17 protein-coding genes are annotated in these 21,375 nt (G+C 43.3%); 6 read left to right on the forward strand and 11 right to left on the reverse strand.

Annotated elements, in window-relative coordinates:
• The first annotated feature begins 43 nt into the window (after positions 1–43).
• On the forward strand, positions 44–1,609 hold the full coding sequence (locus LRM44_RS00345) for an LTA synthase family protein (RefSeq protein ID WP_243803984.1): 1,566 nt from the start codon (positions 44–46) through the stop codon (positions 1,607–1,609).
• On the opposite strand, the gene galE is transcribed toward LRM44_RS00345, so the two are convergent.
• Positions 1,606–2,619, reverse strand: coding sequence for a UDP-glucose 4-epimerase GalE (galE, locus tag LRM44_RS00350; RefSeq protein ID WP_243803986.1), 1,014 nt, complete (start codon positions 2,617–2,619; stop codon positions 1,606–1,608). The two genes, LRM44_RS00345 and galE, sit on opposite strands and share 4 nt — an antisense overlap.
• 149 nt (positions 2,620–2,768) lie before the next feature.
• On the opposite strand from galE, the gene LRM44_RS00355 reads away from it, so the two are divergent.
• From LRM44_RS00355 to LRM44_RS00370, 4 genes are read left to right on the forward strand one after another with little or no spacing between them, the layout of a single operon-like run.
• Positions 2,769–4,916, forward strand: coding sequence for an ATP-dependent Clp protease ATP-binding subunit (locus LRM44_RS00355; protein WP_275973366.1), 2,148 nt, complete (start codon positions 2,769–2,771; stop codon positions 4,914–4,916).
• Between the two features lie 7 nt (positions 4,917–4,923).
• Positions 4,924–5,799: a class I SAM-dependent methyltransferase gene (locus LRM44_RS00360; RefSeq protein ID WP_243803988.1), complete on the forward strand. Its 876-nt coding sequence runs from the start codon at positions 4,924–4,926 to the stop codon at positions 5,797–5,799.
• 8 nt (positions 5,800–5,807) lie between these two features.
• The gene (locus LRM44_RS00365) at positions 5,808–6,410 is read left to right on the forward strand and encodes a hypothetical protein (RefSeq protein WP_243803991.1); all 603 of its coding nucleotides are present in this window, start codon (positions 5,808–5,810) and stop codon (positions 6,408–6,410) included.
• Positions 6,407–7,123, forward strand: a complete 717-nt coding sequence (locus LRM44_RS00370; RefSeq protein ID WP_243803993.1) for a DsbA family protein — start codon at positions 6,407–6,409, stop codon at positions 7,121–7,123. Before LRM44_RS00365 ends, LRM44_RS00370 begins: the two co-directional genes overlap by 4 nt.
• 107 nt (positions 7,124–7,230) lie before the next feature.
• On the opposite strand, the gene LRM44_RS00375 is transcribed toward LRM44_RS00370, so the two are convergent.
• Together LRM44_RS00375 and LRM44_RS00380 are read right to left on the reverse strand one after the other, a co-directional pair.
• Positions 7,231–8,349, reverse strand: a complete 1,119-nt coding sequence (locus tag LRM44_RS00375) for an ABC transporter permease (RefSeq protein WP_243803995.1) — start codon at positions 8,347–8,349, stop codon at positions 7,231–7,233.
• Position 8,350: 1 nt separating this feature from the next.
• A complete protein-coding gene (locus tag LRM44_RS00380) occupies positions 8,351–9,112 on the reverse strand; it encodes an ABC transporter ATP-binding protein (RefSeq protein ID WP_243803997.1) in 762 nt (253 codons plus the stop codon).
• A 95-nt stretch (positions 9,113–9,207) separates the two neighbouring features.
• Here LRM44_RS00380 and LRM44_RS00385 point away from each other — a divergent pair, with 95 nt between their 5' ends.
• Complete coding sequence (locus LRM44_RS00385; protein WP_243803999.1) at positions 9,208–10,644, forward strand: polysaccharide deacetylase family protein; 1,437 nt, start codon at positions 9,208–9,210, stop codon at positions 10,642–10,644.
• Between the two features lie 2 nt (positions 10,645–10,646).
• Here the strand turns inward: LRM44_RS00385 and LRM44_RS00390 are convergent, their stop codons facing one another.
• From LRM44_RS00390 to radC, 8 genes are all read right to left on the reverse strand, one after another.
• On the reverse strand, positions 10,647–10,868 hold the full coding sequence (locus LRM44_RS00390) for a DUF167 domain-containing protein (protein WP_243804002.1): 222 nt from the start codon (positions 10,866–10,868) through the stop codon (positions 10,647–10,649).
• A 6-nt stretch (positions 10,869–10,874) separates the two neighbouring features.
• Entirely contained in the window at positions 10,875–11,477 is a 603-nt protein-coding gene (locus LRM44_RS00395) for a hypothetical protein (RefSeq protein WP_243804004.1), read from the reverse strand.
• 90 nt (positions 11,478–11,567) lie between these two features.
• Positions 11,568–14,324 carry a restriction endonuclease gene (locus LRM44_RS00400; RefSeq protein WP_243804007.1) on the reverse strand — a complete coding sequence of 919 codons (2,757 nt, stop codon included), beginning with the start codon at positions 14,322–14,324 and terminating at the stop codon, positions 11,568–11,570.
• 13 nt (positions 14,325–14,337) lie between these two features.
• The gene (locus LRM44_RS00405) at positions 14,338–17,484 is read right to left on the reverse strand and encodes a TrlF family AAA-like ATPase (protein ID WP_243804009.1); all 3,147 of its coding nucleotides are present in this window, start codon (positions 17,482–17,484) and stop codon (positions 14,338–14,340) included.
• Entirely contained in the window at positions 17,484–19,325 is a 1,842-nt protein-coding gene (locus LRM44_RS00410; protein ID WP_243804011.1) for a site-specific DNA-methyltransferase, read from the reverse strand. The genes LRM44_RS00405 and LRM44_RS00410 overlap by 1 nt, the downstream gene beginning before the upstream one ends.
• A 1-nt stretch (position 19,326) precedes the next feature.
• Positions 19,327–19,632: an STAS-like domain-containing protein gene (locus LRM44_RS00415; protein ID WP_243777891.1), complete on the reverse strand. Its 306-nt coding sequence runs from the start codon at positions 19,630–19,632 to the stop codon at positions 19,327–19,329.
• A complete protein-coding gene (locus tag LRM44_RS00420; protein WP_243777890.1) occupies positions 19,629–20,594 on the reverse strand; it encodes an ATP-binding protein in 966 nt (321 codons plus the stop codon). Before LRM44_RS00420 ends, LRM44_RS00415 begins: the two co-directional genes overlap by 4 nt.
• A gap of 69 nt (positions 20,595–20,663) precedes the next feature.
• Positions 20,664–21,308 (reverse strand): RadC family protein, encoded by a 645-nt coding sequence (radC, locus tag LRM44_RS00425; RefSeq protein WP_243804014.1) that lies wholly within the window; start codon positions 21,306–21,308, stop codon positions 20,664–20,666.
• Positions 21,309–21,375 lie beyond the last annotated feature (67 nt).

Below are 21,375 nucleotides of genomic sequence, written 5' to 3' on the forward strand. Positions count from 1 at the left end.
ATACCCCTTCATCCGCAAAAAACGTAAGTGATATAATAGAATGGTGAGAAAAATTAAATTTACCAAACGTTTCTGGATTAAATCAATATCAATCATCCTGCTTTTTTTGGCGGCATTTTGCTTAATTGCGGCACGATATAAATATATCGTCTTTAAAAATTCGCAAATCGACGAGATAATTTTTTATTTTGTTAACGGATTAGCTGGTGGCAAATCTGACAATTTATGGTCGGCCGTCCTGCAAAATCTTCCGCTAGTTTTCCTATTATTCGGCGCCTTATTAATCCCAATGTTCGACAAATCGATCTCTTTTATCAATCGCATAATCGCCTTCTGCTTGAAAAAAATCAAATCATCACGAAAACTCACCCTGCCGTTTTTGAGATTACGAAATCAAGCAATTTACTCGCTAAGTATGTTTTTAATTGCGATCGTCCTTCTAATTCAAAGTTTCGGCATCCCTAATTATATTTACGCCCTGACCCAATCGACCAAATTATACGAAGAAAATTACGTCAATCCAAAAACCGCCAAATTAACTTTTCCAGAGAAAAAACGCAACTTAATATACATCTATTTAGAGTCAATGGAAAACACTTTGGCGTCAAAGGCTAATGGCGGCAGCTCCGAAACCTCCATCATTCCAGAACTGGAAGAATTGGCGTTAAAAAATACCTCATTCTCAAACAAAGCATCCGGTGTCGGCGGCGCTTTACCCGCAACAAACACTGGTTGGACTGTGGCGGGAATGGCCGCGCAATCTGCCGGCGTACCACTGAAAGAGAACTTGGTTGGTGGGCGCGATCATAACGCCCTGGGCGAGTTTAAAAAATTCTTGCCAGGCGCTTATAGTCTTGGTGAGATTTTAGAAAAACAAGGTTATAATCAAACATTTGTTATGGGATCTGAGGCGAGTTTTGGCGGACGCGATAAATTATTAACTCAACACGGTAACTTCAATATCGAAGATTACAATTACGCCAAAAAACACGGAAAAATCTCCGAAGATTACAAAGTTTGGTGGGGTTATGAAGATAAAAAATTATTTCAATTTGCCCGCGAAGAAGCCTCACGCTTGGCGGCGTCAGACAAGCCATTCAACTTGCAATTATTGACCGCCGACACGCATTTTACCGATGGTTATTTGGACGAAACCTGCGCCAAAACCTTCAGTAATCAATACGACAATGTCCACGCTTGCTCCTCAAAACAAGTCGCTGCATTCGTCAATTGGGTTAAATCTCAGCCATTTTATGAAAACACCACAATTATCATTTCTGGCGACCATTTAGGAATGCAAACTTCATACTACGACGAAAAAATTGGCGGAACTAATTATCAGCGAACCATTTACAACACGTTTATAAATCCAGCCATTTCAACTAGTCACTCAAAGAGTCGTCAATTCACGACATTCGATATGTATCCGTCAACTTTGGCAGCGTTGGGCGTTAAAATTGACGGCGACCGATTAGGTCTGGGCACAAACTTATTTTCTGGAAAGAAAACCTTGGTCGAACAATACGGCGGAATTGAAAACTTAAATTCAGAACTTTCCAAACGTTCCGCTTATTACGAAAATAAGATTTTCACCAAATCTGGCAATTAGCCATTGTAGCCGTTTGGATTATTACTTTGCCAATTCCAAGCGTCGCGGCAAGCATCTTCAATTGTCAATTCTGCTCGCCAGCCTAATTCTTTTTCTGCCAATCCTGGGTCTGCATAACACGCTGCAATGTCACCTGCTCGACGTGGCGTAACTTGATATGGGACATCGCGACCAGACGCCTTCTCAAACGCCTTCACTAATTCCAAAACCGAAGTACCACGACCAGTACCGATATTATAGACTTTATATTCGTTCGGTCGACCCAAATTCTCCAGAGCCGCCACATGAGCCTTCGCTAAATCAACTACGTGGATGTAATCACGTACGCCAGTTCCATCTGGAGTATCATAATCGTCACCAAAAACGCTCAAATACTCTCGCTTACCAACAGCAACTTGCGACACAAACGGCAGAAGATTATTTGGAATTCCCGAAGGATCTTCCCCGATGCGACCGCTCGGATGCGCGCCAACTGGATTAAAATAGCGGAGAGATGTAAATTGCCAATTTTGATTTGTCGCAGAAATATCGCGAAGCATTTGCTCAATCATCAGCTTCGTCTGACCGTATGGATTCGTGGCGGACAACGGCATATCTTCGGTAATTGGTAATCGAGCTGGGTCGCCGTAAACTGTTGCCGAACTAGAAAACACCAATTTCTTCACGTCAAATTCTTGCATCACATCAAGCAAAACCAACGTGCTTTCAAGGTTATTTTTATAGTAAAGAAGCGCCTTTTCAACCGATTCGCCAACCGCCTTCAACCCAGCAAAGTGAATCACAGCATCAATTTTTTCAGTCTTAAATAATTCTGATAGTCGCTGATGATCACATAAATCGAATTCATAAAACGGTATTGATTGGCCAGTGATTTCTTCAACTCGCCTCAGACTCTCGGCGGATGAATTTGATAAATTATCGACCACCACTACGTTATGATTTGATGATAATAGTTCGATGATAGTGTGACTGCCGATATATCCAGCGCCACCAGTGACAAGAATATTCATACATTTAACATATCACAAAATGACTATTTATTTTATTAGCACTCTTGCACTGAGAGTGCTAATTTGTTATGATAACTATATCAAATTTCACCATTCTGTCTTTTACTGGGGCGCAACAAATTAGGACTAAAAATCAAAAGGAGGATTTTATGCCACCAAATATGAATCAAGAAGAAACAACTAAACCACTCGAAAAATTTGGTACAGATATAACGGCATTGGCGCGAGAAGGCAAACTCGATCCAGTGATCGGTCGAGATGAAGAAATTCGACGCACTATGCAGATTTTAAGTCGCCGCACTAAAAACAATCCCGTCCTCATCGGTGAGCCAGGAGTTGGTAAAACCGCGATTGTTGAGGCGTTGGCGCAGCGAATTGTCAAAGGCAACGTTCCCGCTTCACTGAAGGATAAGCGACTAATTTCCCTAGAAATTTCCAGTCTTCTGGCGGGCGCTAGTTTCCGCGGACAATTTGAGGATCGATTGAAAGCCGTTTTAAAAGAAGTAGAAGACGCAGCCGGCGAGATTATTCTTTTTGTCGATGAAATTCACACCATGGTTGGCGCTGGGAAAAGCGAAGGCAGTATGGACGCGGGTAATATGTTAAAGCCAGCGCTGGCTCGTGGAAAATTGCACATGATTGGCGCGACAACGCTCGCTGAATATCGTCAATACGTCGAAAAAGATGCCGCCTTAGAGCGAAGATTCCAGCCAGTTTACGTTGGCGAACCAAGTTTTGACGACACTGTCGCCATCTTGCGCGGATTGAAGGAAAAATACGAAATTCATCACGGAGTAAAAATCGCTGACGACGCAATCGTGGCAGCCGCCAGATTGTCCACCAGATATTTGCCTGACCGATTCTTGCCAGACAAAGCAGTCGACTTGCTTGACGAAGCGACCAGCTCACTCAAAATGCAATTAGAAAGTGTGCCAATTGCGCTGGATCGATTGAACAATAGACGCTTGCAATTGGAAATCGAGGAAGCGGCGTTGAAAAAGGACAAATCCGACCACGCCAATATTCGCAAAGATGAAATCAAAGAGCAAATTGCCGAGATTCGCGCAAAAGCCGAAGTGATTGATAAGAAATGGCAACACGAAAAAGACATTTTGCAAACCGTCAACACGACTACCGAAAAAATGGACAATCTGCGCTCACAATTAGAAATTGCTGAACGCGACGCAGACCTAGCCACCGCCAGCCGCATTAAGTATGGCGATTTGCCGGAGCTGGAGAAAAAATTAGCAAGCGCCCGCGAAGAACTAGCGGCAATTCCAACTCACGACCGATTGCTCCGCGAAGAAGTTACGCCTGACGATATTGCTGGCGTGGTAGCGCGCTGGACCGGAATTCCAGTGGAACGATTGATGGAAAGTGAATCCAGCAAATTGACCAAATTGGAAGAATCAATTAGCCGCCAAGTCATCGGGCAAGATCGCGCTGTAGCAGCTGTAGCAAGCGCCATTCGTAGGTCGCGCGCTGGACTCGGCGACGTTAATCGACCGATTGGCTCATTCCTATTCCTCGGACCTACTGGCGTGGGAAAAACAGAAGTCGCGCGCAGTTTATGCCGTGAATTATTCGACGACGAGCATGCCATGATTCGAATTGACATGAGTGAATATATGGAACGCCACGCCGTAGCCAGATTGATCGGTTCGCCTCCAGGATATGTCGGCTACGATCAGGGCGGTCAATTGACGGAAGCCGTTAGGCGACGCCCTTATAGCGTGGTTTTGTTTGACGAAATCGAAAAAGCACACCCCGACGTATTTAACGTACTATTGCAAGTTTTGGACGACGGTCGATTGACGGACGGACAAGGACGAACGATTGACTTTAGCAACACCATTATCATCATGACCAGCAACGTCGGATCGCAAATGATTATGGACTACACGGGCGACGACATTAGCTCTCTCGACAATCAAATTTTAGAGACACTTCGTGGTCATTTCCGTCCAGAATTCTTAAACCGAATTGACGACATCGTGATTTTTGATCGCATTCACCCTGAATCGATGCGTGCGATTGTTGACGTGCAATTAGAAAAAGTTGTTCGCCAAGTTAAGGATAGTCGCGACATAACGCTGGATTTTGACAATAGCGTTTGCGATATGTTGGCGCGAGACGGCTACGACCCGAGTTTCGGCGCTCGACCACTTAAGCGTTTGATTCAAAAACGCGTGCTTGATCCTTTGGCACTCGAACTGATCGACGGGCGAATTCATGACGGAGATACGGTAAAAGTTGCTGCAGTGGATGATCGAATTGCCTTTACGAATATCGTATAATAGATACATGAGCCAAATTCGCAGCGAGCACTTGGAAAATCATACCAACAAAACCTATCAAGAGCGGATGAACCAAACAGCGTCATCCAAATTCGGAGCCATCGAAAAACACCTTGGTAAGAACATTAAATTGCTTGATTTTGGTTCTGGTTTCTCGCCAGAATTCATCAAACAAGTGACGCAAACAGGAACTCACTACGTAGCCTATGATGTTTCACAAATTGTTCAATCTCAACTTCAAGAAAATAACATTGATTTCATCACTAAAGAACAACTTGAAAACATCGAAGATGAATTCGACATCATCTACATGTCTAGTGTATTTCACGAATTGATGAGCTATCTATCTCGACCTGAGCGCACTAAAACATTCGCAATGCTAGATAGAGCACTCAAGCCCGACGGCGTCATTATCATCCGCGATTGGGGTCCCGGCGATACGCCAAACCTAGTCACGTCTATCGAAGTAGCATCTGAGGATGTTAACGATGAAGTTTATACATGGATCAAAGCGCTTGTTAAAAATTCAGTGATTAGCATGCCTACTATCGTTTGCGACGACAATGATAATCCTATCGCTCCGTACATTTACAAGGCAAATAGCCAAACTATTTATGAAATCATGTTTCACGCGGTTTGGGGGCTGGATTCACTTGAACGCGAATCAAAAGAATCGTACGTTATCGTGGATCACCTTATTCACAAATGGATTTGCGCGCCACATGGCTACAAAATAACACAGTCGCAGAATGAATTCGATGAAACCTATTTGCCACATTTACAAAAATACTTCAAAATCGATAATATTCCATGGCCAACAAAGGTTATTTACGAACTAAAAAAGGACATCGTAAATAACACACCAGCAAACTTTATAGCATAACTACCACGATGAACTACAACGATAATCACTACAAACTAACCATCAAATCGGCGCTTCTAGGAGTCGGCAGAATGCTTGGTTTACCGAAATATTTCCTGATAACAATTGTCGCGACCGTCGCCTTCGCCGTGATAATTTATTTCGCAATCAACGCCAATTTTTACGGGCCGCTGATGATGTCGCGCTTACCAATCATCGATAAAATCGCGCTGCTCGGTTCGATGATTATAGACATCTTCAAACAAAGTTTCACTTCACCAAATAGTGCGTTGCTTATGGTAGTGTCAATTCTTCAAGGTGTATCGATCGCCGCTGTAATTTTTACATCAAAGAATAATCGCGACAATGAAAAAACTGTATCTCGACAAGTCGGATTAAGCGGAATCGCATCAATTGCCGCAACAATTGGACTCGGCTGCGTTCCCTGCGGAACATCACTAATCTTGCCAATTGTAACCCTATTTTTCTCAGGAGCTGCCGCCGCCACCGCCGCAAATATCGCCAGCACAATAGTCCTGTTGTTAGCTTTACTGCTCAGTTTATTCTCGCTATATAAATCAGGTCAAATTATTTTTATGTACACAGAATTATCTAAACAGGAGAAAATATGAATCGACAAAAATCATCAGGCATAGCGCTTATTTGGGCTCTTTCGGGAATTGTAATCGTGGGAATTGTGGCTTTGTTTATTTATGGAATTGTCAATCGCCCGCCGAATCGTCACATTGGTGACAATAAACCATGGAACGAAAAAATGTCGCAAGGATCCGCCGACGCGAAAAACGTATTCATTGATTATACTGACTATTTTTGTTCATTTTGCGCCGAGGTCGAAGCCGCAACCAGCACAGAATTCTTCAAAAATGACTATATTAAATCCGGAAAAGTTCGTTATGAGCATCGCGTAGTAACACTATTAAAAGAAATGACCAACAATACCGAAACCGGTGCTCACGCTGCGTTTTGTGCTGCTGATCAAGATAAATATTGGCAGTACACCCACGATATCGTCCCGCGCATTAAGCGTGATTACTTCGATAAAGGAATTGGTGTAAAAAACGTTGCTGTGCCGAAAAAAATCCCTGTTCTTCCACTGGAATATTTCCTAACTTCCGCCAAAAACGTCGGCATGAATGAATCGCAATTTTCCGATTGTATGACTAAAAAACCGCACCAAAAAGAAATTGACGGCAACACACAAAAAGCTCTGTCGCTTGGCGTGAATGGCTTGCCATATATGGTTATTAACGACTATCAAACCAGCGGATTCGTCGGTGGAGAAAACGGATTAAGAAGTATTCTTAAAGCCGGCGGCGTCGAATAATTATTTGATTTGTCGCGCGGAATTAAGCAACTCCCGTGATAAAAATAACAAGCACCCGCTTACGATAAACATAACGTTTTTCTATTTGTTTCGCTATCCTTGAATAGTTATTCCCATCTAAATAGCTTAATGGCTAAGAAATAAACAGCGAAAGTCCAAGCCGCGATAATACCGAATTGTGGCAAGACTTCCATAAAACTTGCGTGCTCGGTCATAATTAGCCGAAAACCATCCGTGATTGGAGTTATAGGAACAAATTGAGCAACGCTTCGCAACCATTCTGGAAATAGATAAAGCGGGATAAATGTGCCAGACAGAAACATCATTGGAAAAGAAATCAAATTGCTTAATGCAGAAGACTGATCTTCGTTTTTCGACCAGCCAGCAATCAATAGCCCTATTCCCACCATCATGAATGCCGATAATATAGATATAACGACAAACAGTGTCCAATCGCCTCGCATATTAAAGTGAAATATCAAAGCGCCAGCGACAACCATCATGATCAAGCTAAGCAAGGAAATAATCGTATAGTGAATTGCTGTAGAGATAATCAACTGACCAGAAGTAAACGGCGCTGCACGTAAGCGTCGGTACGAGCCACGCTTCTTTTCGGCCGGCATTTGATTAGCTAAGCCAAAAATACCCATGCTTATCAAACTGAAAGTTAATAGTCCCGTAAATATGTAATCAAACGATTTCAATTGCTCATCGCCAATCGCTTTACCAACAGCTTTAAGCGGAGCTTCAGGTTGACCCATCTGACTATTGATGTTATTGGTAATTTGGTTCATCACCGCCACTAACGTGTTACCCGCTTGTTCAGAACCTTTGGCGTAAAGAACATTCATCGTGCCTGTTGGAATAGGATGATTGTCGTTATTTTTTATCGCGCCAAAATCACTCGGAAGCTCAATAATACCGTTAAGCTCCGACCGCTTCATTTTTTCGCGCGCGTCATTCATATCTTTAACATCTTTAATTTTGAGAATCGAATCCTTCGAATTTTCTTTGGCATTTTTAACGAAACTTTTAGCAAATTCTGTCTGCGAATTGTTGACAATTGCAATATTAAAACTGGTCGAATCATTACTAAAAACCGACCCGAACACTAATAGAAAAATCAGCGGAAAAAGGAAAGTAAAAAATAGCGCCATTTTATCTCGGACGAAACGCTTTTGCTGAGCGCGAACTTGACCGAATATTCCAATCCAATATTTTTTCATGCTAATCCCGAATTGCCTTTCCTGTTAAATCAATAAACACGTCCTCTAAGTTGGCTTGCTCGACAACTTGCTCCTTCTTAAAACCGCGCGCTAATAATTGCTGGATGAGATTATGCGGCGTATCAATTGTGATAATCTTACCGCTATCCATAATTGCCAGACGGTCACACAATAATTCCGCTTCGTCCATATAATGCGTCGTCAAAAGAATCGTAATTCCCTCGTCGCGAATTTCCTTAATCAAGTCCCATAAATTTCTACGCGCCTGCGGATCAAGCCCTGTGGTCGGCTCGTCCAGAAACAATACTTTCGGATTATTTACCAATGTCGAAGCAATCGCAAAACGCTGTTTTTGACCGCCAGAAAGTTGCTCAACATAACTCTTAGCTTTTTCTGTCAATTGAACCTTAGCGAGCAGTACCTCAGTATCAACTGTCCGACCATATAAACTACCAAACATTTTCAATTGTTCACGCAAAGTCAGCTTGTCATAAAAAGCCGTCGATTGAAGCTGAATGCCAATTATATTCTTAATATCCTTAGGTTTCTTAGCGACATCTATGCCGTCAATTGTAGCCACGCCGCCATCAATTGGTCTGAGCGCTTCCAGCATTTCCAACGTTGTTGTTTTGCCCGCGCCGTTAGGGCCAAGAATCCCAAATATCTCGCCCTTTTTAACTTCAAACGACACGCCGTCGACCACGTTATTTCCACCATAAGTCTTAACAAGTTTATCGACTTTTATAATTGGCTCGAGTTCCACTCCGCAAATTCCTCTCTGTTGTAATTTTTGATCAAGCTAGTCTCTACTTATTATCAATAATAACAAAACCAAAATACTAGTGCTATACTTATAATATGCGCATTCAAAGAAAAAAAGCAAAACCAAAATCGAAAAAACTATTTATTATCATACCGTTTTTGATTTTGCTATTTTCGGCAGGGCTATTTGGGATATATTTCCTCAATCAATCACACTCGCGACAAACGACTGCGCCCTCTGACGAAAAGTATTATTTTGCCGATTCGAAATATTCTGGCATTCGCTCAAAGTTCGTCACCAGAGATAACAAACGGGAAAAAGTTTCAATTGAATATCCGATCACGGAAAATGAAAAGATTAATCGCTTAATTAGCGAGTCGATTGATAAAATTGATCGTGATTTTCAAAATACGGTTTTACTGGCGACAGTTTTTGATAAGCCAATGACCGAAACAATTGGCTATCAAGTCACACACAACACTTCAGAAGCACTGTCAATTGTCGTCAATATTAAGCAGGATATGAATGGCGCACATCCAGCATCAATGACGCAATTTTGGACTTTCGACAAAAAATCTGGCGAAGTTGTCGGCTTGGCTGATTTTACAGAACAGTCCGATGAAGCCGCCGAAGCAATCATATCCGCTGCCAAAAATAGCGTTTCTCAGACCATCAAACAGCGCCAGCAACCAGAAATTGACCTAAACGAAATCATAAATAAAGAAGCTTTGTCTAATTTCATCATCACCAATAATGGCAATGCGTTGGCTTGGCCACTCGGTCAGGCATCGCTACTGCCATCATCTTACGGCGAATTGACAATTACCGTGCCAATTTCCTCCGTCTCTAAATATCTACAAAACCCAACAGCTCGGAAACTAGCCAATATTCCCAAACCCGCAGAAAAACCAAAACCAGCGCCCGTAGCTCCAACGCCTACCGTCGCAAATAAAACAATTGCTCTAACTTTTGACGACGGACCTGGACCATACACCGAAAAACTGTTGGACATATTAGATAAGTACGACGCCAAGGCGACATTTTTCCTAATCGGCAGCAAAGTTTCAGCACGCGCCAACACGTTACGCCGCATGCAGTCGCGTGGACATCAATTAGGCAATCACTCTTGGTCGCATCCAGAGTTAAATAAGGTTTCAGCAGAGCAACTCGCTAGTGAAATTGACCAGACAAATAACGCCATAAAACAAGCCGTCGGCACCAAGCCTAACATCATACGTCCGCCGTACGGCGCGTTTAATCGAGCGGTTTTGGAGCAATTCCGTCAACGCGGAATGTCGGCAGTTGTTTGGTCTGTCGATACGCGCGACTGGGCTGATCGTAATAGCGAAATCGTCTGCTCAAGGGCTGTCGCTGGCGCTCGCAACGGAGCTGTGATTTTAATGCACGACATTCATCCGACATCCGTGAATGCCGTTCCTTGTATCCTTAATTCACTCAAACAGCAGGGCTATTCATTCGTAACGGTACAAAATTTAATCGGCGATATGACACCGGGCGCTGTTTATCCGTAAACTTAATCAATCTCAAATATCTTATATTTTGAAGTTGCACCACGCACTAATTTAACCTTGGACGATGCGACCTTAAAATGTTTTGCCAATAATTTAATAGCCGCCGCGTTGGCTCGACCTTCAATTGCCGGAGCTTTGATATAAACCGTCAATGTGTCGTCGTCATTTTTCACAACTTCCTCACGATGGCGAGAGTTTAGTTTAATGTGTACGGAGATTTTCATAAAACCTTAAAAATCTATCACTTCCAATTCCCGTGGCAAAATTTCTCGTACTTCCGCCGTTCCCGCAACTAATTGATAATCCTGAAGTTTCGGCGGTAAATCATCTTCAATAAATTGATAATCGACCTGATGTTTATCATTAAAATAATTAAGCAATTCCGCATTCAAGAAATGATCACGCGGCGCACTTACCGAGCCATCTTTATTAAAAACCAAAGCTATTGATACGCCAGAAGTCGTCCCATTCTCATCCTTGGCATAATTCGCAGTCACTAAATGAACTGTCGGCTCAAATTCCAAAGCCAATTTACTAGAATTATCCACTTGCTCCTGACTAAGACGCGCTAATTGTCGATTTATTTCATTCACCAAATCAGCAGTGCTCATCTCGCCGTTAGATTCTCGGCAATATTCACAATCGTTCAATGACTTAACATATTCCAGCAGCAAATTCATATCAACGTCAGTGTCGTTAACACCATGCTGTGACAATTGCTCCACCATCTCATGCAGCGCACCCAGCAAACTATAATCATTGGCATTTCTAGCAGCATCACCGATGCGGATGATGGCGCGAGCGATAGTGATGGTTTTGTTTGTTTTGTTCATACATTCTCCTTAGCATCTTTACTCCGCTCCAAAAGCATTTGTAAGCACCCAGTAGCCAACAACGGGCGAACATAATAATTTGCGTGTGTATCAGGTGTCACAATTACCATCTCCGACCATAGTCAACGCCTGCCGCAAACTCCGCACCGGCGCCGCATATGGTACATTAATTTCTGCAAAATGCTGGCGGGCCGCAGTAATTTTAGCTCGTTCATTAGCACTCAAGTGATTATCATTAATATCATCTGAGCCTTTCGTCTCGGCAACAAAGTAAATCCGCTCATCGCCGTCAAACGCTACTGCCCAATCTGGATTATACTTACCAACCGGTGTATCAATCTTGAACCAACTTGGTAGCTTAATATAAAACTTAACGTCGGTATTGTCCTCCAGCGACTGCATGAATTCACGCTCAACTTCCGAATCAACCGCCACATAATCGTAGATGGTTTTTGCCAGGTCGGTCACTGCAACTGCCCCACTCTTCATCGCTGCATCATACAAGTATGCCTGTAGTTCATCATTCTCAAACAATGTCATGTCATAATACTCGCCTGTCCTGTGATATTTAACACCATCAACTGCCAAGCGTTGCTTCACCCGATTAATCGCTTGAGCTGTTTCATCAATAACCTGCTGTGGATTAATAGCAATCTGCTCAAACATCCCCGCCTGATCAAGCACATCAAATATCACCCGGCGGGTCATTTGTGTCTGACGCTGAATATCCGCTAATAAATTCGGTATCTTTACCTCAGTTTGGCGTGCCGCATACGTGTTAAAACCAGTCTCACGTACCATAAAACCGCTGTCGCTATTCATAGAATCAATCAGTGTTTTTGTCTCAGCGATATGCGGTTTGCTAATAGTGACCTGCGCTAATTCACCTGCCACCTCCGTCACTAACTTGTCTGTATCAATTGCCACCCGGTAGGTCGTTTTATGTTTAATTTTATCCCATAATTCCTTGAAAGCCGGATCAAGCGCCCGTGATTTCTGAAAGCTGACGACTTGCCGATTATCACGATTCTTGATTCGCCCACCAAAGTGAATGCCCGTTTCTTCCTCAATTTCCGTCTGGAGCTTACGACTAAACTCTGCATAACTTTCGTTGGCCACTACTGTCAGTATATTGACGCTATCATCATACACTCGCTGTCCGTCAACATTCACCGGCAGACGCAGTCCTCGTCCGATTTCTTGGCGCTTTTTCATTTGGCTCGACGTTTCGTTAAGCGTACAAATTTGGAACACATTAGGATTATCCCAGCCCTCACGTAGTGCGGAGTGGCTAAAGATAAACCGCAACGGCTCGCCGGTATCCAGTAGTCTTTCCTTGTCTTTCATGATCAAGTTATACGCCGTATCATCATCCTTAGTACGACCGCCCTCGCCCTTAGTGTCACGAGAGTCTTTCCACTGACCACTCTTGTCCGCCGCAAAGTAGCCGTCATGCACCTCACTCGCCAACAAACCTTCCATCACGCCGGCATATTTTGGTTTAGACGCTACCTTGGCGTAGGCTTCTTCAAACCACTTGGCAAATTTACCTTTCTTAGCACCATTCGCCGTATACTCACGATAATTTGCCACTTTATCGATAAAGAATAGGCTCAGCACCTTGACACCATTCCCCAGTCGGCGCTGTTTATCAAAATGATCATCAATCGTCAGCTCAATCTGTCGCTTGATGATGTCATCATGTAGACTTTCATCACGCTGACCAACGTAAACTACCTTACCATTACTGAACTCGACGCAATCATCATCGTGATTGATCGACTCGACATAGTAGCCGGCATAGACCGAACGTCCCGTTTTTACCTCCAAATCGTCACCCGGAAACGCCTTAATGACCTTGCGTTGCAAGCCATACTCATCACTCGCATCCACCTCTATCTTGGCAAATGAGCGAGTCTTCGACTGACGCTCCAGTGACAATACATTGATATACGCATCATTATAATTGTCCTCACTCTGGACACTATGCACCTCGATCTTCTTGACCAAGCCTTTGTCATAGGCATCGACCGGAGTCAGCCGATAAAGCAAATTATATAAGTGCTTGTGTGTGGCACTATAGCGCAACGTGCACAGCGGATTGAGGCTGGCAATAGCATTCCGCCGTATGTCCGTCTCCATATTCTGCGGCTCATCGAGAATAACTACCGGGTGAGTAGCCTTGATGAAATCGAGCGGCCGGCCATAGTCACTCTGCCGATTCATCACATTCTGTGCCTTAGCAAAGCTATCAATAGTAATCACCATGATCTGCAAGGTATCGTTCGTCGCAAACTCACGAGCCTGACCTGTCTTCTTGCTGTCCCAGACGTAGTAGTCCATCTCCGGCTTGTTATAGAGATTGGCGAAGTGTTCTCGGGTAATCGCCAAATTCTTCAGCACACCCTCACGAATCGCCACACTCGGCACCACGATGATAAACTTCTTCCAACCATAATACTGGTGTAGCTCATGAATCGTCCGCAAGTACACATACGTTTTACCTGTGCCGGTCTCCATCTCAATGGAGAAGTTCATACCGTGATTCAGAGATTTTTCACTAATTTCTAGTGGGAAAGTCATTGGAGAACTAAAGCCATCTTCGTTGGTTTCACTTTTCTCGATACCATTTTTCTCTTGAATTTTATGTGTATTCTCAATTATCTGCGCCACATCTAGCGTCAGGCTATTTCCCTTGGCTATCGTTGCCTCCAAGCTTAACTGCCCATCCTGATCCATATGACGAGTCGCATCGTCACTATCTGCTGGCTGCCCAGCAAATACATTCACCACCGCATTGATGGCGTCGAGTTGGTACTGCTGGTTGGGGTCGAATTTTAGTTTCATTTTTATCTATTCCTCACAGCTCTTCTCTATACCGTAGCTTTCTTTTATCAAATGCCGGTTTAGTACCTTCGAGAATGTCCACGATCCGCTTATTAATATTAACATTTTCTATTGAACCGCATTCAACAGAGAACTTATTCTTGCCACTAGTTTTATCTAGTCTTGTATATATAATCTGCTCCGCATCCGCACCCACAGCCAAGTTTGGGTTATGAGTGACCATTATTATCTGACGACGCTTTTTTGCAATTCGTATAAAATGCGTGAGGACTTCAAAGACACTTTTATTATCAAGATTATCCTCAGGCTGATCCACGATTAGTGGTATATCTTCTTTGTCAATCATCAAGTAGAATACCAACAGTACAGCACCTTTTTCTCCTGGCGACAATTGATCAAGACTTTTTCCGTCTTGTTTCAAATCGTAGCTTGGCGTCAAATACTCTAACGAAAACAAGAAATCGTAGAATTCCTTCACTTTGTTTACTTGATCAGATATGTTTCGCTTTTGTATATCACTCTCATTGCGCTCGTCTTCTTCCAGCCATCTTATCGAAGTGTCAAGCAATTGCCTTACTCCGTCTTCCTCTGATAGATTCATAGAGTCAAGCATTGCACTAACAGTCCCAGTATCAGCATTCTGGAACGTACCTTTTTTTGTTTTATTAATATATCCAAGGAAATTATCTACAAATCCCTCATCAAGTTTAAAGCTAACATCAATCATCATATTAAATTTATTAGCGAATTCACCACCTTGCGAAATTGCACTGTCAACAGACTTCTTAAGGGTATTGTATATATTGATAATTTCCCGCTGTTTATTAAATATTTCTAAAGATTTATCCAGTCTGTCTTTTCTTTTTTCTGACAAATCATTATCCAACTTCCTTTCAATGTATCGCTTCTCCGCCTTAAGATACTTCAGACTGTCGACTTTACCATTGTCTCCTTCAATATCTTTTTTGCGTCTCTCCCACTGCGCAAGTTTTTCTATATATGCCTGGTATTCTTTTTCCGGCTTACTCAGTTCATCTGACTTGCATTTAATCTCCTGCTGGACTATTTCTTGGCTAGCTACAAAGCTACTTTGATATACCTTTTCCCTATCCACATCACTCTTAATGCTTTGGTCTGCATCAATATCCTTTTTTGATCGTAATTTCCCCCCTAAATCATCTAGTTCTTTATTTATTTCTTTAAGCTTCTCGTTAATTGCTTTTTTATCAAAACTAACTTTTATAATCTCATCTATGTTTAGTTTGAATTTGCTAAAGACATCTCCGTTTTCCTGCTTAAACTTAGTCAGGCTTAGTTCTAGTTGCGATATCTTGTCAGTTAGTTGTTTAGCTTCCTCTTTATTCCGAGTAACTGTATTTAATCTTTGTTTTGCCTTCTCAATCTCTCCAGTTAATTCAACGTTCTGCTGATTGAGCTGCTCAATGATCTTATATGTTTTTGATTTCTTTACTTTCGTTTCAGAGCTATGATCTTTTGATGGGTCTGCAACCTCCTCCGGCTTATTAGTCATATGAGACTTGAGTTCTTTTTCTTTTTCTTTAATTTGTTCGTTTATTTTATTCAGGTAGTCAGGATGTTTCTTCTCTTCAAGCTTAATAATACTTCCTGAGATACTATTCACGTCATTTCGTATCGTACTCAAGTCAGAATCTATTACCCGAGTTTTATTCTCTATCAACTCATCAAACGACCCGCAGCCCAGCCTATCTTGTTCTGGTATGTGGGCGAAAATAACACTCTTAAGCGTGCTCTCAAACCCCTCAGCTTCTAGGTCATTAGTTAACCGTTCGAAATAATTTTGAGGAAGATACCTTACTTTTTCTGGTGCATTCTTATCAGTTTCATCAGCTAGACATATTCCCTCGTCTGCACCAGAGCCATCAGACCATACAAGATTTGCCTCAAAGTTCTCAGCATACCCCTTCTTCTTAAACTTCTTTGTTGTTAAAAAAGAAAGATTATTCTGCTTATCGCCAGCATTATGAGTATTACCTAATAAACCAATAATATCAGATAGTGCACTTTTTCCATTTCCCTTGTTTCCTATTATAGCCACCAGTTCCTTGTTAAGCTCTAGACTCACTCCATCAAACCAAATACCATTTTTACCGTTATAGCCAGCTTTCTTTCTTATATTCAATGACTCTATGTATTTTGTTTTATTACTAGCTACTCTTTCCAATAGCGGCGGCTCTTTACCAATATAAACCCGATCTTCTGGCTCACACCTCAGTTGCTTTAACCCGTCAAATGTTAAATCTCCCTTAATCCAACAATATCGATCATTATCTGGAGCAAAAAGCTTATCTTCAGTATGAGCATCACTACCGTGAATGCAAGGCTTCAATGAACCGCACTTTTCCCTTACTTCCGTTGGACTATCACTTTTCTGTCCCAAAAAATATTCCCTGTCACCTTCATTGCTCGAAAATACCATATCAGAAATATGATAGATACCTCTTCTTATGCCATCTAGACTACCAGGCTCACCTTCAAATAAATCATAATGCTCTTGAAAAGCAGAGGCTCCGTCTTTTTTTGAATTACAAACAACAACTACTGCATTGTCGGCAATCTTCTTATCTTCAAGCACATCCTTGATTTGACTAGTCTCTAGATGAAACTCATTTATCCCTTTTTTATAAGCGGCGGCGTCATCTGACTTCTGGTTATTACCTAATAATGACTTGCCATACTCGATTACACCCCGTCTGTTCATTAGGTAGTTACCGCATTTCAACTTACTAAAAAAGTTATTATCAAGATAGTCAATAAAATCTTCTTCCGGATTAAAAATAAAGTGTATATTTACAAGCCTACCTTTATCCGTAGCTGGAAGCATTCTCAGCTCTACATTTGGCAATATCAAGATGTTTTTTATCTGCCTCTTCTCATCCTCAGTAAAGTTCGTTTCATCATCAATATTTTTAACGTAGTCTTTGACCTTTTTATAATTATCTATACTAAAATAGTCTGTTACGCCAATTGCTGCTATATCGTTATCTATGGCTTTGCGAAACAATACCTCACAAAATGCTTTAAAGTCTTTGCTTTTAAACTGATCATTTTTATTCGTACCCTTAGTATGTACATGCAGATCCCATCTGCGCCATTCGGATCCACGAGGAAAATCACGCATCACACCACCTCCACCTCAACACCTTGCCGCTCGGCTTGCAGGAGTAGGTTTACTTTTAGATTTATGTCGTCGCCGAAAGCTCGGTCGAGGATGATGATGGATGATGGTTTGGCGGCGAGGATGGTCGCAAATAACTCTTCTGTCATGGAGTGCACCAGGCAAATGACGAGCTTTTCGGACGAGACAAAGCAGAAGTCGTCATGCTGATCTATCTGCGCCAGCGGTGAGATACCACGCTTGAGCAGGAGCTCGGTCAGCAAGTCGTCATCGGTCGTGCCCTCCTCCAGCGGATCGAGATTGGCGAGCGCCTGCTGGCGAATTTCCTCCGGGTCGGAAACCAGCTCGTTCCACTGCTTGAAATTGCTATCACCCACCCGATACGCCCGAAAACCAAGGTCAAGCGGGACACTGCGAGACGCTAGCTTATCCGCCTGGTCAGCCTGGATTTTGGCACCCGCCCGACGGATGCGCTCACGAGCAATGTCAGCAATGGTGCGGTAGCCAGCTTTATAAGCCTCCGACTTCTCATCAGTCAGCTCAGGTAACTGCACGCAAATCCAGCGGCGATTGCCGCCATCTTCGGCGTTAAGTTCGGCAACAGCATGGGCGGTGGTTCCGGAGCCGGAGAAAAAGTCGAGAATAATATCGTTGCCATCAGTACACAAACTCGCTAGCTGCTTAATCAGCTTAACTGGTTTTGGATAGTCAAAATACGCAACACCGTCAAACAAATCCTTCACTTCTTTTGTCGCATCTTGCGAATGTCCAACGTCAGTGTATTTCCAAACCGTCATTGGTGTTACACCGTCTTTAACCTCTGATAAAAAGCGCTTATAGCGTGGAACACCACTGCCACTAGCTCCAAACCAAACACGATTATCGGCTATTAACTCTTGTGTTTTCTTTTCCGAGAAACGCCAAGAATATCCACTCGGAGGCAATACCCTTCGTCCGCTCGGTGTTATAATTTCATAAATATTCTTTTGATTTGCTGGTCCAACTGAGAAATTATCACTCTGCCATATACCTCGTGGGTCATTGTCTGGATTTTTATATCGTGCATCAGCCGCCTCATTGCGCTTTAAAGACAGTTTATCCAACAAACCAATATTACGCGCGAAACAAACGATATAATCATGACTCTCCGAAAAATGATGCTTTAGATTAACTGGCGCATATGCTCGCTCCCACACAATCTGCGCTACAAAATTCTCCTCCCCAAATATCTCATTCATCATCAGTCGGAGGTTGTGGACTTCGTTGTCGTCGATCGAGACGAAGATGACGCCGTCTTGGCGAAGCAGGTTGCGTGCCAAAAAGAGGCGTGGATACATCATGTTCAGCCAGTTGCTGTGCTTGTGCCCGCCGGTATTGGTGCGCAGGCCGTCATCTCGCACAACATTACCCTCATCATCAGTGATGCCCGCCTCTGTCTCATAGCTACGGCGTGTCTGCTTGAAATCGTCGTTGTAAATGAAATCATTACCAGTATTGTAGGGCGGGTCGATATAGATCATCTTAACCTTGCCATAATACGCCTTGTGCAAAATCTTCAGCGTCGCCAGGTTATCGCCCTCGATAAACATATTGCCCGTCGTATCCCAATCGACGGAATTCGCCCGGTCGAGGTGGAGCGTCTGGACGGTCTTCTCCTGGATAGCAGCGAAGACGTCGCCCTTGCCCTTCCATCCGAGGCCGTAGCGCTCACCCAAATCAACCGCCTCGCCCAGTGTCGACTGGAGTTTCTGCCAGTCAATCTTACCTTCGGTGACCACCTCGGGGAAGAGCTGTACCAGCTTGTCAATCTGTTGTTGATGTATGTTGTCGTTGTAGCCGTTCATTTTATTCGCCACTCCCACCGTCTAGGCTTTCTTGCATGTATCGGTAGACCGTAGATACGATTTCTTTCACATCTTCGTTGATATTTTTATAGTACAACTTATCGTAGGCTTCGTCGCCATACTTGCGGATTGGATCGCTGATGAGAGCGTGAATAAACGACTGGGTTGCACCATCAACGCCTTTGAAATCTAATGTGACTTTTTTTCGCTGAGCTAGGGTTGGCATAATTTTGTTTACACGCAGCTCCTTAGCCTTTTCTTTATTCTCAGCAAACGAGCCGACAACTGGCTGCAAATGGATGATCATATAAAATTTGGCCTCCTGTATTTTATTCTCTTTCGTTCACGAATCGCTTCGCCGTATACGCTGCCAATATGAGACATGATTGCTTTAAACTCTGGTGTGTTATCCAGCGCGATGTCTACAGCAACTAGCGTGCCGTGAAAATCTCCCAAATCATTAGTCCGCCTACTATTGTCGCGAAACGGGTCGGCGTATAATGTAATCGATTTTTGGTCGGTCCTATTTTTCAGCAGCGTATATTCTGCCTTGCCGCTGTATATCGTAAAATAACTGCGGGTAATCTTGGCAATTGATTTAATAAAAAACAATCCGGCACCAGCATTTTCACTCGTACCACCCTCTCGCGAAGTTGTTCCTGTTATGCCCGGAGTAAGACTGTACCGTACCGCTTCCAGATCATCTTTTGGATGCCACGTCTCGTTCATGCTTTTCCAGATTCCTATACCGGTATCACAGATGGCGATACTGACTTTATTCGTTTTTTTATAGTATTGCGCGGCAACGATAGCGCCGCACTTTGCGTTAGCATGCTCTAAAACATTGCGCACCAGTTCGCCAATAATATATTTGATAACCATAGCGTCCTTTTCCGGCAGGTGCAGCAATGGTATCATTTCGGCGATAAAATAAGATTGGTCTTCGGGTGTTTTTATGACAGTTAGCGGCACAAATCGCCCAGCTGCTTCTTTTTCTTGATATGTAAATGGCGATACTGTGCTTGCTAAGTTGTAAAGCCCCATTCTATCAAGATAAATACCGGTAGCTGGGACTGTACCAATAATTTTCGTTTTATTCTTACCAACTTGCATGGCCAAAGCAGCCACCAAGGCAAGGTTAGCCGGGTGAACTGTTATCCATTTATCGTGCGTCGCAATTTCCAGCTCTTTAGGTTTAGACCAATCAATAGACCGCAAAAAGGTTTGTATATTGCGCAAGTTCCCCTGATTCGACAGAAATACCCTCATACTATAAACAGTATACCCGTAGGATACATTTCTTGTCAATATGTATCCTACGGGGAAATATACGTGATTTTATGTAATTGACTTGTACGAATGTTTTGTCAATATAATATGATCAACCAAACTAATTCCTAACAGTTCACCCGCCTGGCGTAAACGGTGCGTTACTTCCCGGTCTGCTTGACTCGCCTCCAAACTCCCGCTCGGATGATTATGTGCCACGATGATGCTGGCGGCACGATCGGCGATGGCGTCGGCGAAAACCTCGCGCGGGTGTACCAGGCTGGCCGTCAACGTACCGATAGTCACCACCCGCTTGGCAATCAAACGATTCGCACCGTCCAGTGTCAGGCAAACAAAATATTCCTGCTTTTTGTCGCGAATGTCGGCCAGTAGCTCGACCGCCTTTTCTGGACTGTCGATGATTGGCTGGTCGCTGTCCAGCAAGTACCGCCGCGCCAGTTCCAAACTCGCCAAAATCACCGGGATTTTCGCTTCACCCAAACCAACCACACTACGCAGATCATCATACGAAACATCACCGCCCTTTTGACGCAAAATTTTCAGCACCTCGCGCGCAATCTTGCCGACATCGGCCCGAGCATTACCGCTGCCAATAATCGCCATCAACAGCTCCAAGTCGCTCAGCCGCGCCGTACCGTAACGTGCCAACTTCTCGCGGGGACGATCAATTTTCGGCTTGTCGAGCACTTTCATAGTTTCATTATATCAGGCTTTAACCATTCATCAGCTGCCAATCTTCGCGCTATCATTTCGCGCAGCC

The sequence above is a fragment of the Candidatus Nanosynbacter sp. HMT-352 genome, from assembly GCF_022819385.1.
In the GTDB taxonomy this organism is placed as follows: domain Bacteria; phylum Patescibacteriota; class Saccharimonadia; order Saccharimonadales; family Saccharimonadaceae; genus Nanosynbacter.

Bases quoted from the DNA above. Each gene is read 5' to 3' on its own strand.
- LRM44_RS00360 (WP_243803988.1), top strand. From the start codon at position 4,924: ATGAGCCAAATTCGCAGCGAGCACTTGGAAAATCATACCAACAAAACC.
- LRM44_RS00420 (WP_243777890.1), bottom strand. From the start codon at position 20,594: ATGAGGGTATTTCTGTCGAATCAGGGGAACTTGCGCAATATACAAACC.
- LRM44_RS00405 (WP_243804009.1), bottom strand. From the start codon at position 17,484: ATGCGTGATTTTCCTCGTGGATCCGAATGGCGCAGATGGGATCTGCAT.
- LRM44_RS00375 (WP_243803995.1), bottom strand. From the start codon at position 8,349: ATGAAAAAATATTGGATTGGAATATTCGGTCAAGTTCGCGCTCAGCAA.
- LRM44_RS00355 (WP_275973366.1), top strand. From the start codon at position 2,769: ATGCCACCAAATATGAATCAAGAAGAAACAACTAAACCACTCGAAAAA.
- LRM44_RS00410 (WP_243804011.1), bottom strand. From the start codon at position 19,325: ATGAACGGCTACAACGACAACATACATCAACAACAGATTGACAAGCTG.
- LRM44_RS00370 (WP_243803993.1), top strand. From the start codon at position 6,407: ATGAATCGACAAAAATCATCAGGCATAGCGCTTATTTGGGCTCTTTCG.
- LRM44_RS00400 (WP_243804007.1), bottom strand. From the start codon at position 14,324: ATGAAACTAAAATTCGACCCCAACCAGCAGTACCAACTCGACGCCATC.
- LRM44_RS00365 (WP_243803991.1), top strand. From the start codon at position 5,808: ATGAACTACAACGATAATCACTACAAACTAACCATCAAATCGGCGCTT.
- LRM44_RS00385 (WP_243803999.1), top strand. From the start codon at position 9,208: ATGCGCATTCAAAGAAAAAAAGCAAAACCAAAATCGAAAAAACTATTT.
- radC (WP_243804014.1), bottom strand. From the start codon at position 21,308: ATGAAAGTGCTCGACAAGCCGAAAATTGATCGTCCCCGCGAGAAGTTG.
- LRM44_RS00395 (WP_243804004.1), bottom strand. From the start codon at position 11,477: ATGAACAAAACAAACAAAACCATCACTATCGCTCGCGCCATCATCCGC.
- LRM44_RS00390 (WP_243804002.1), bottom strand. From the start codon at position 10,868: ATGAAAATCTCCGTACACATTAAACTAAACTCTCGCCATCGTGAGGAA.
- galE (WP_243803986.1), bottom strand. From the start codon at position 2,619: ATGAATATTCTTGTCACTGGTGGCGCTGGATATATCGGCAGTCACACT.
- LRM44_RS00415 (WP_243777891.1), bottom strand. From the start codon at position 19,632: ATGATCATCCATTTGCAGCCAGTTGTCGGCTCGTTTGCTGAGAATAAA.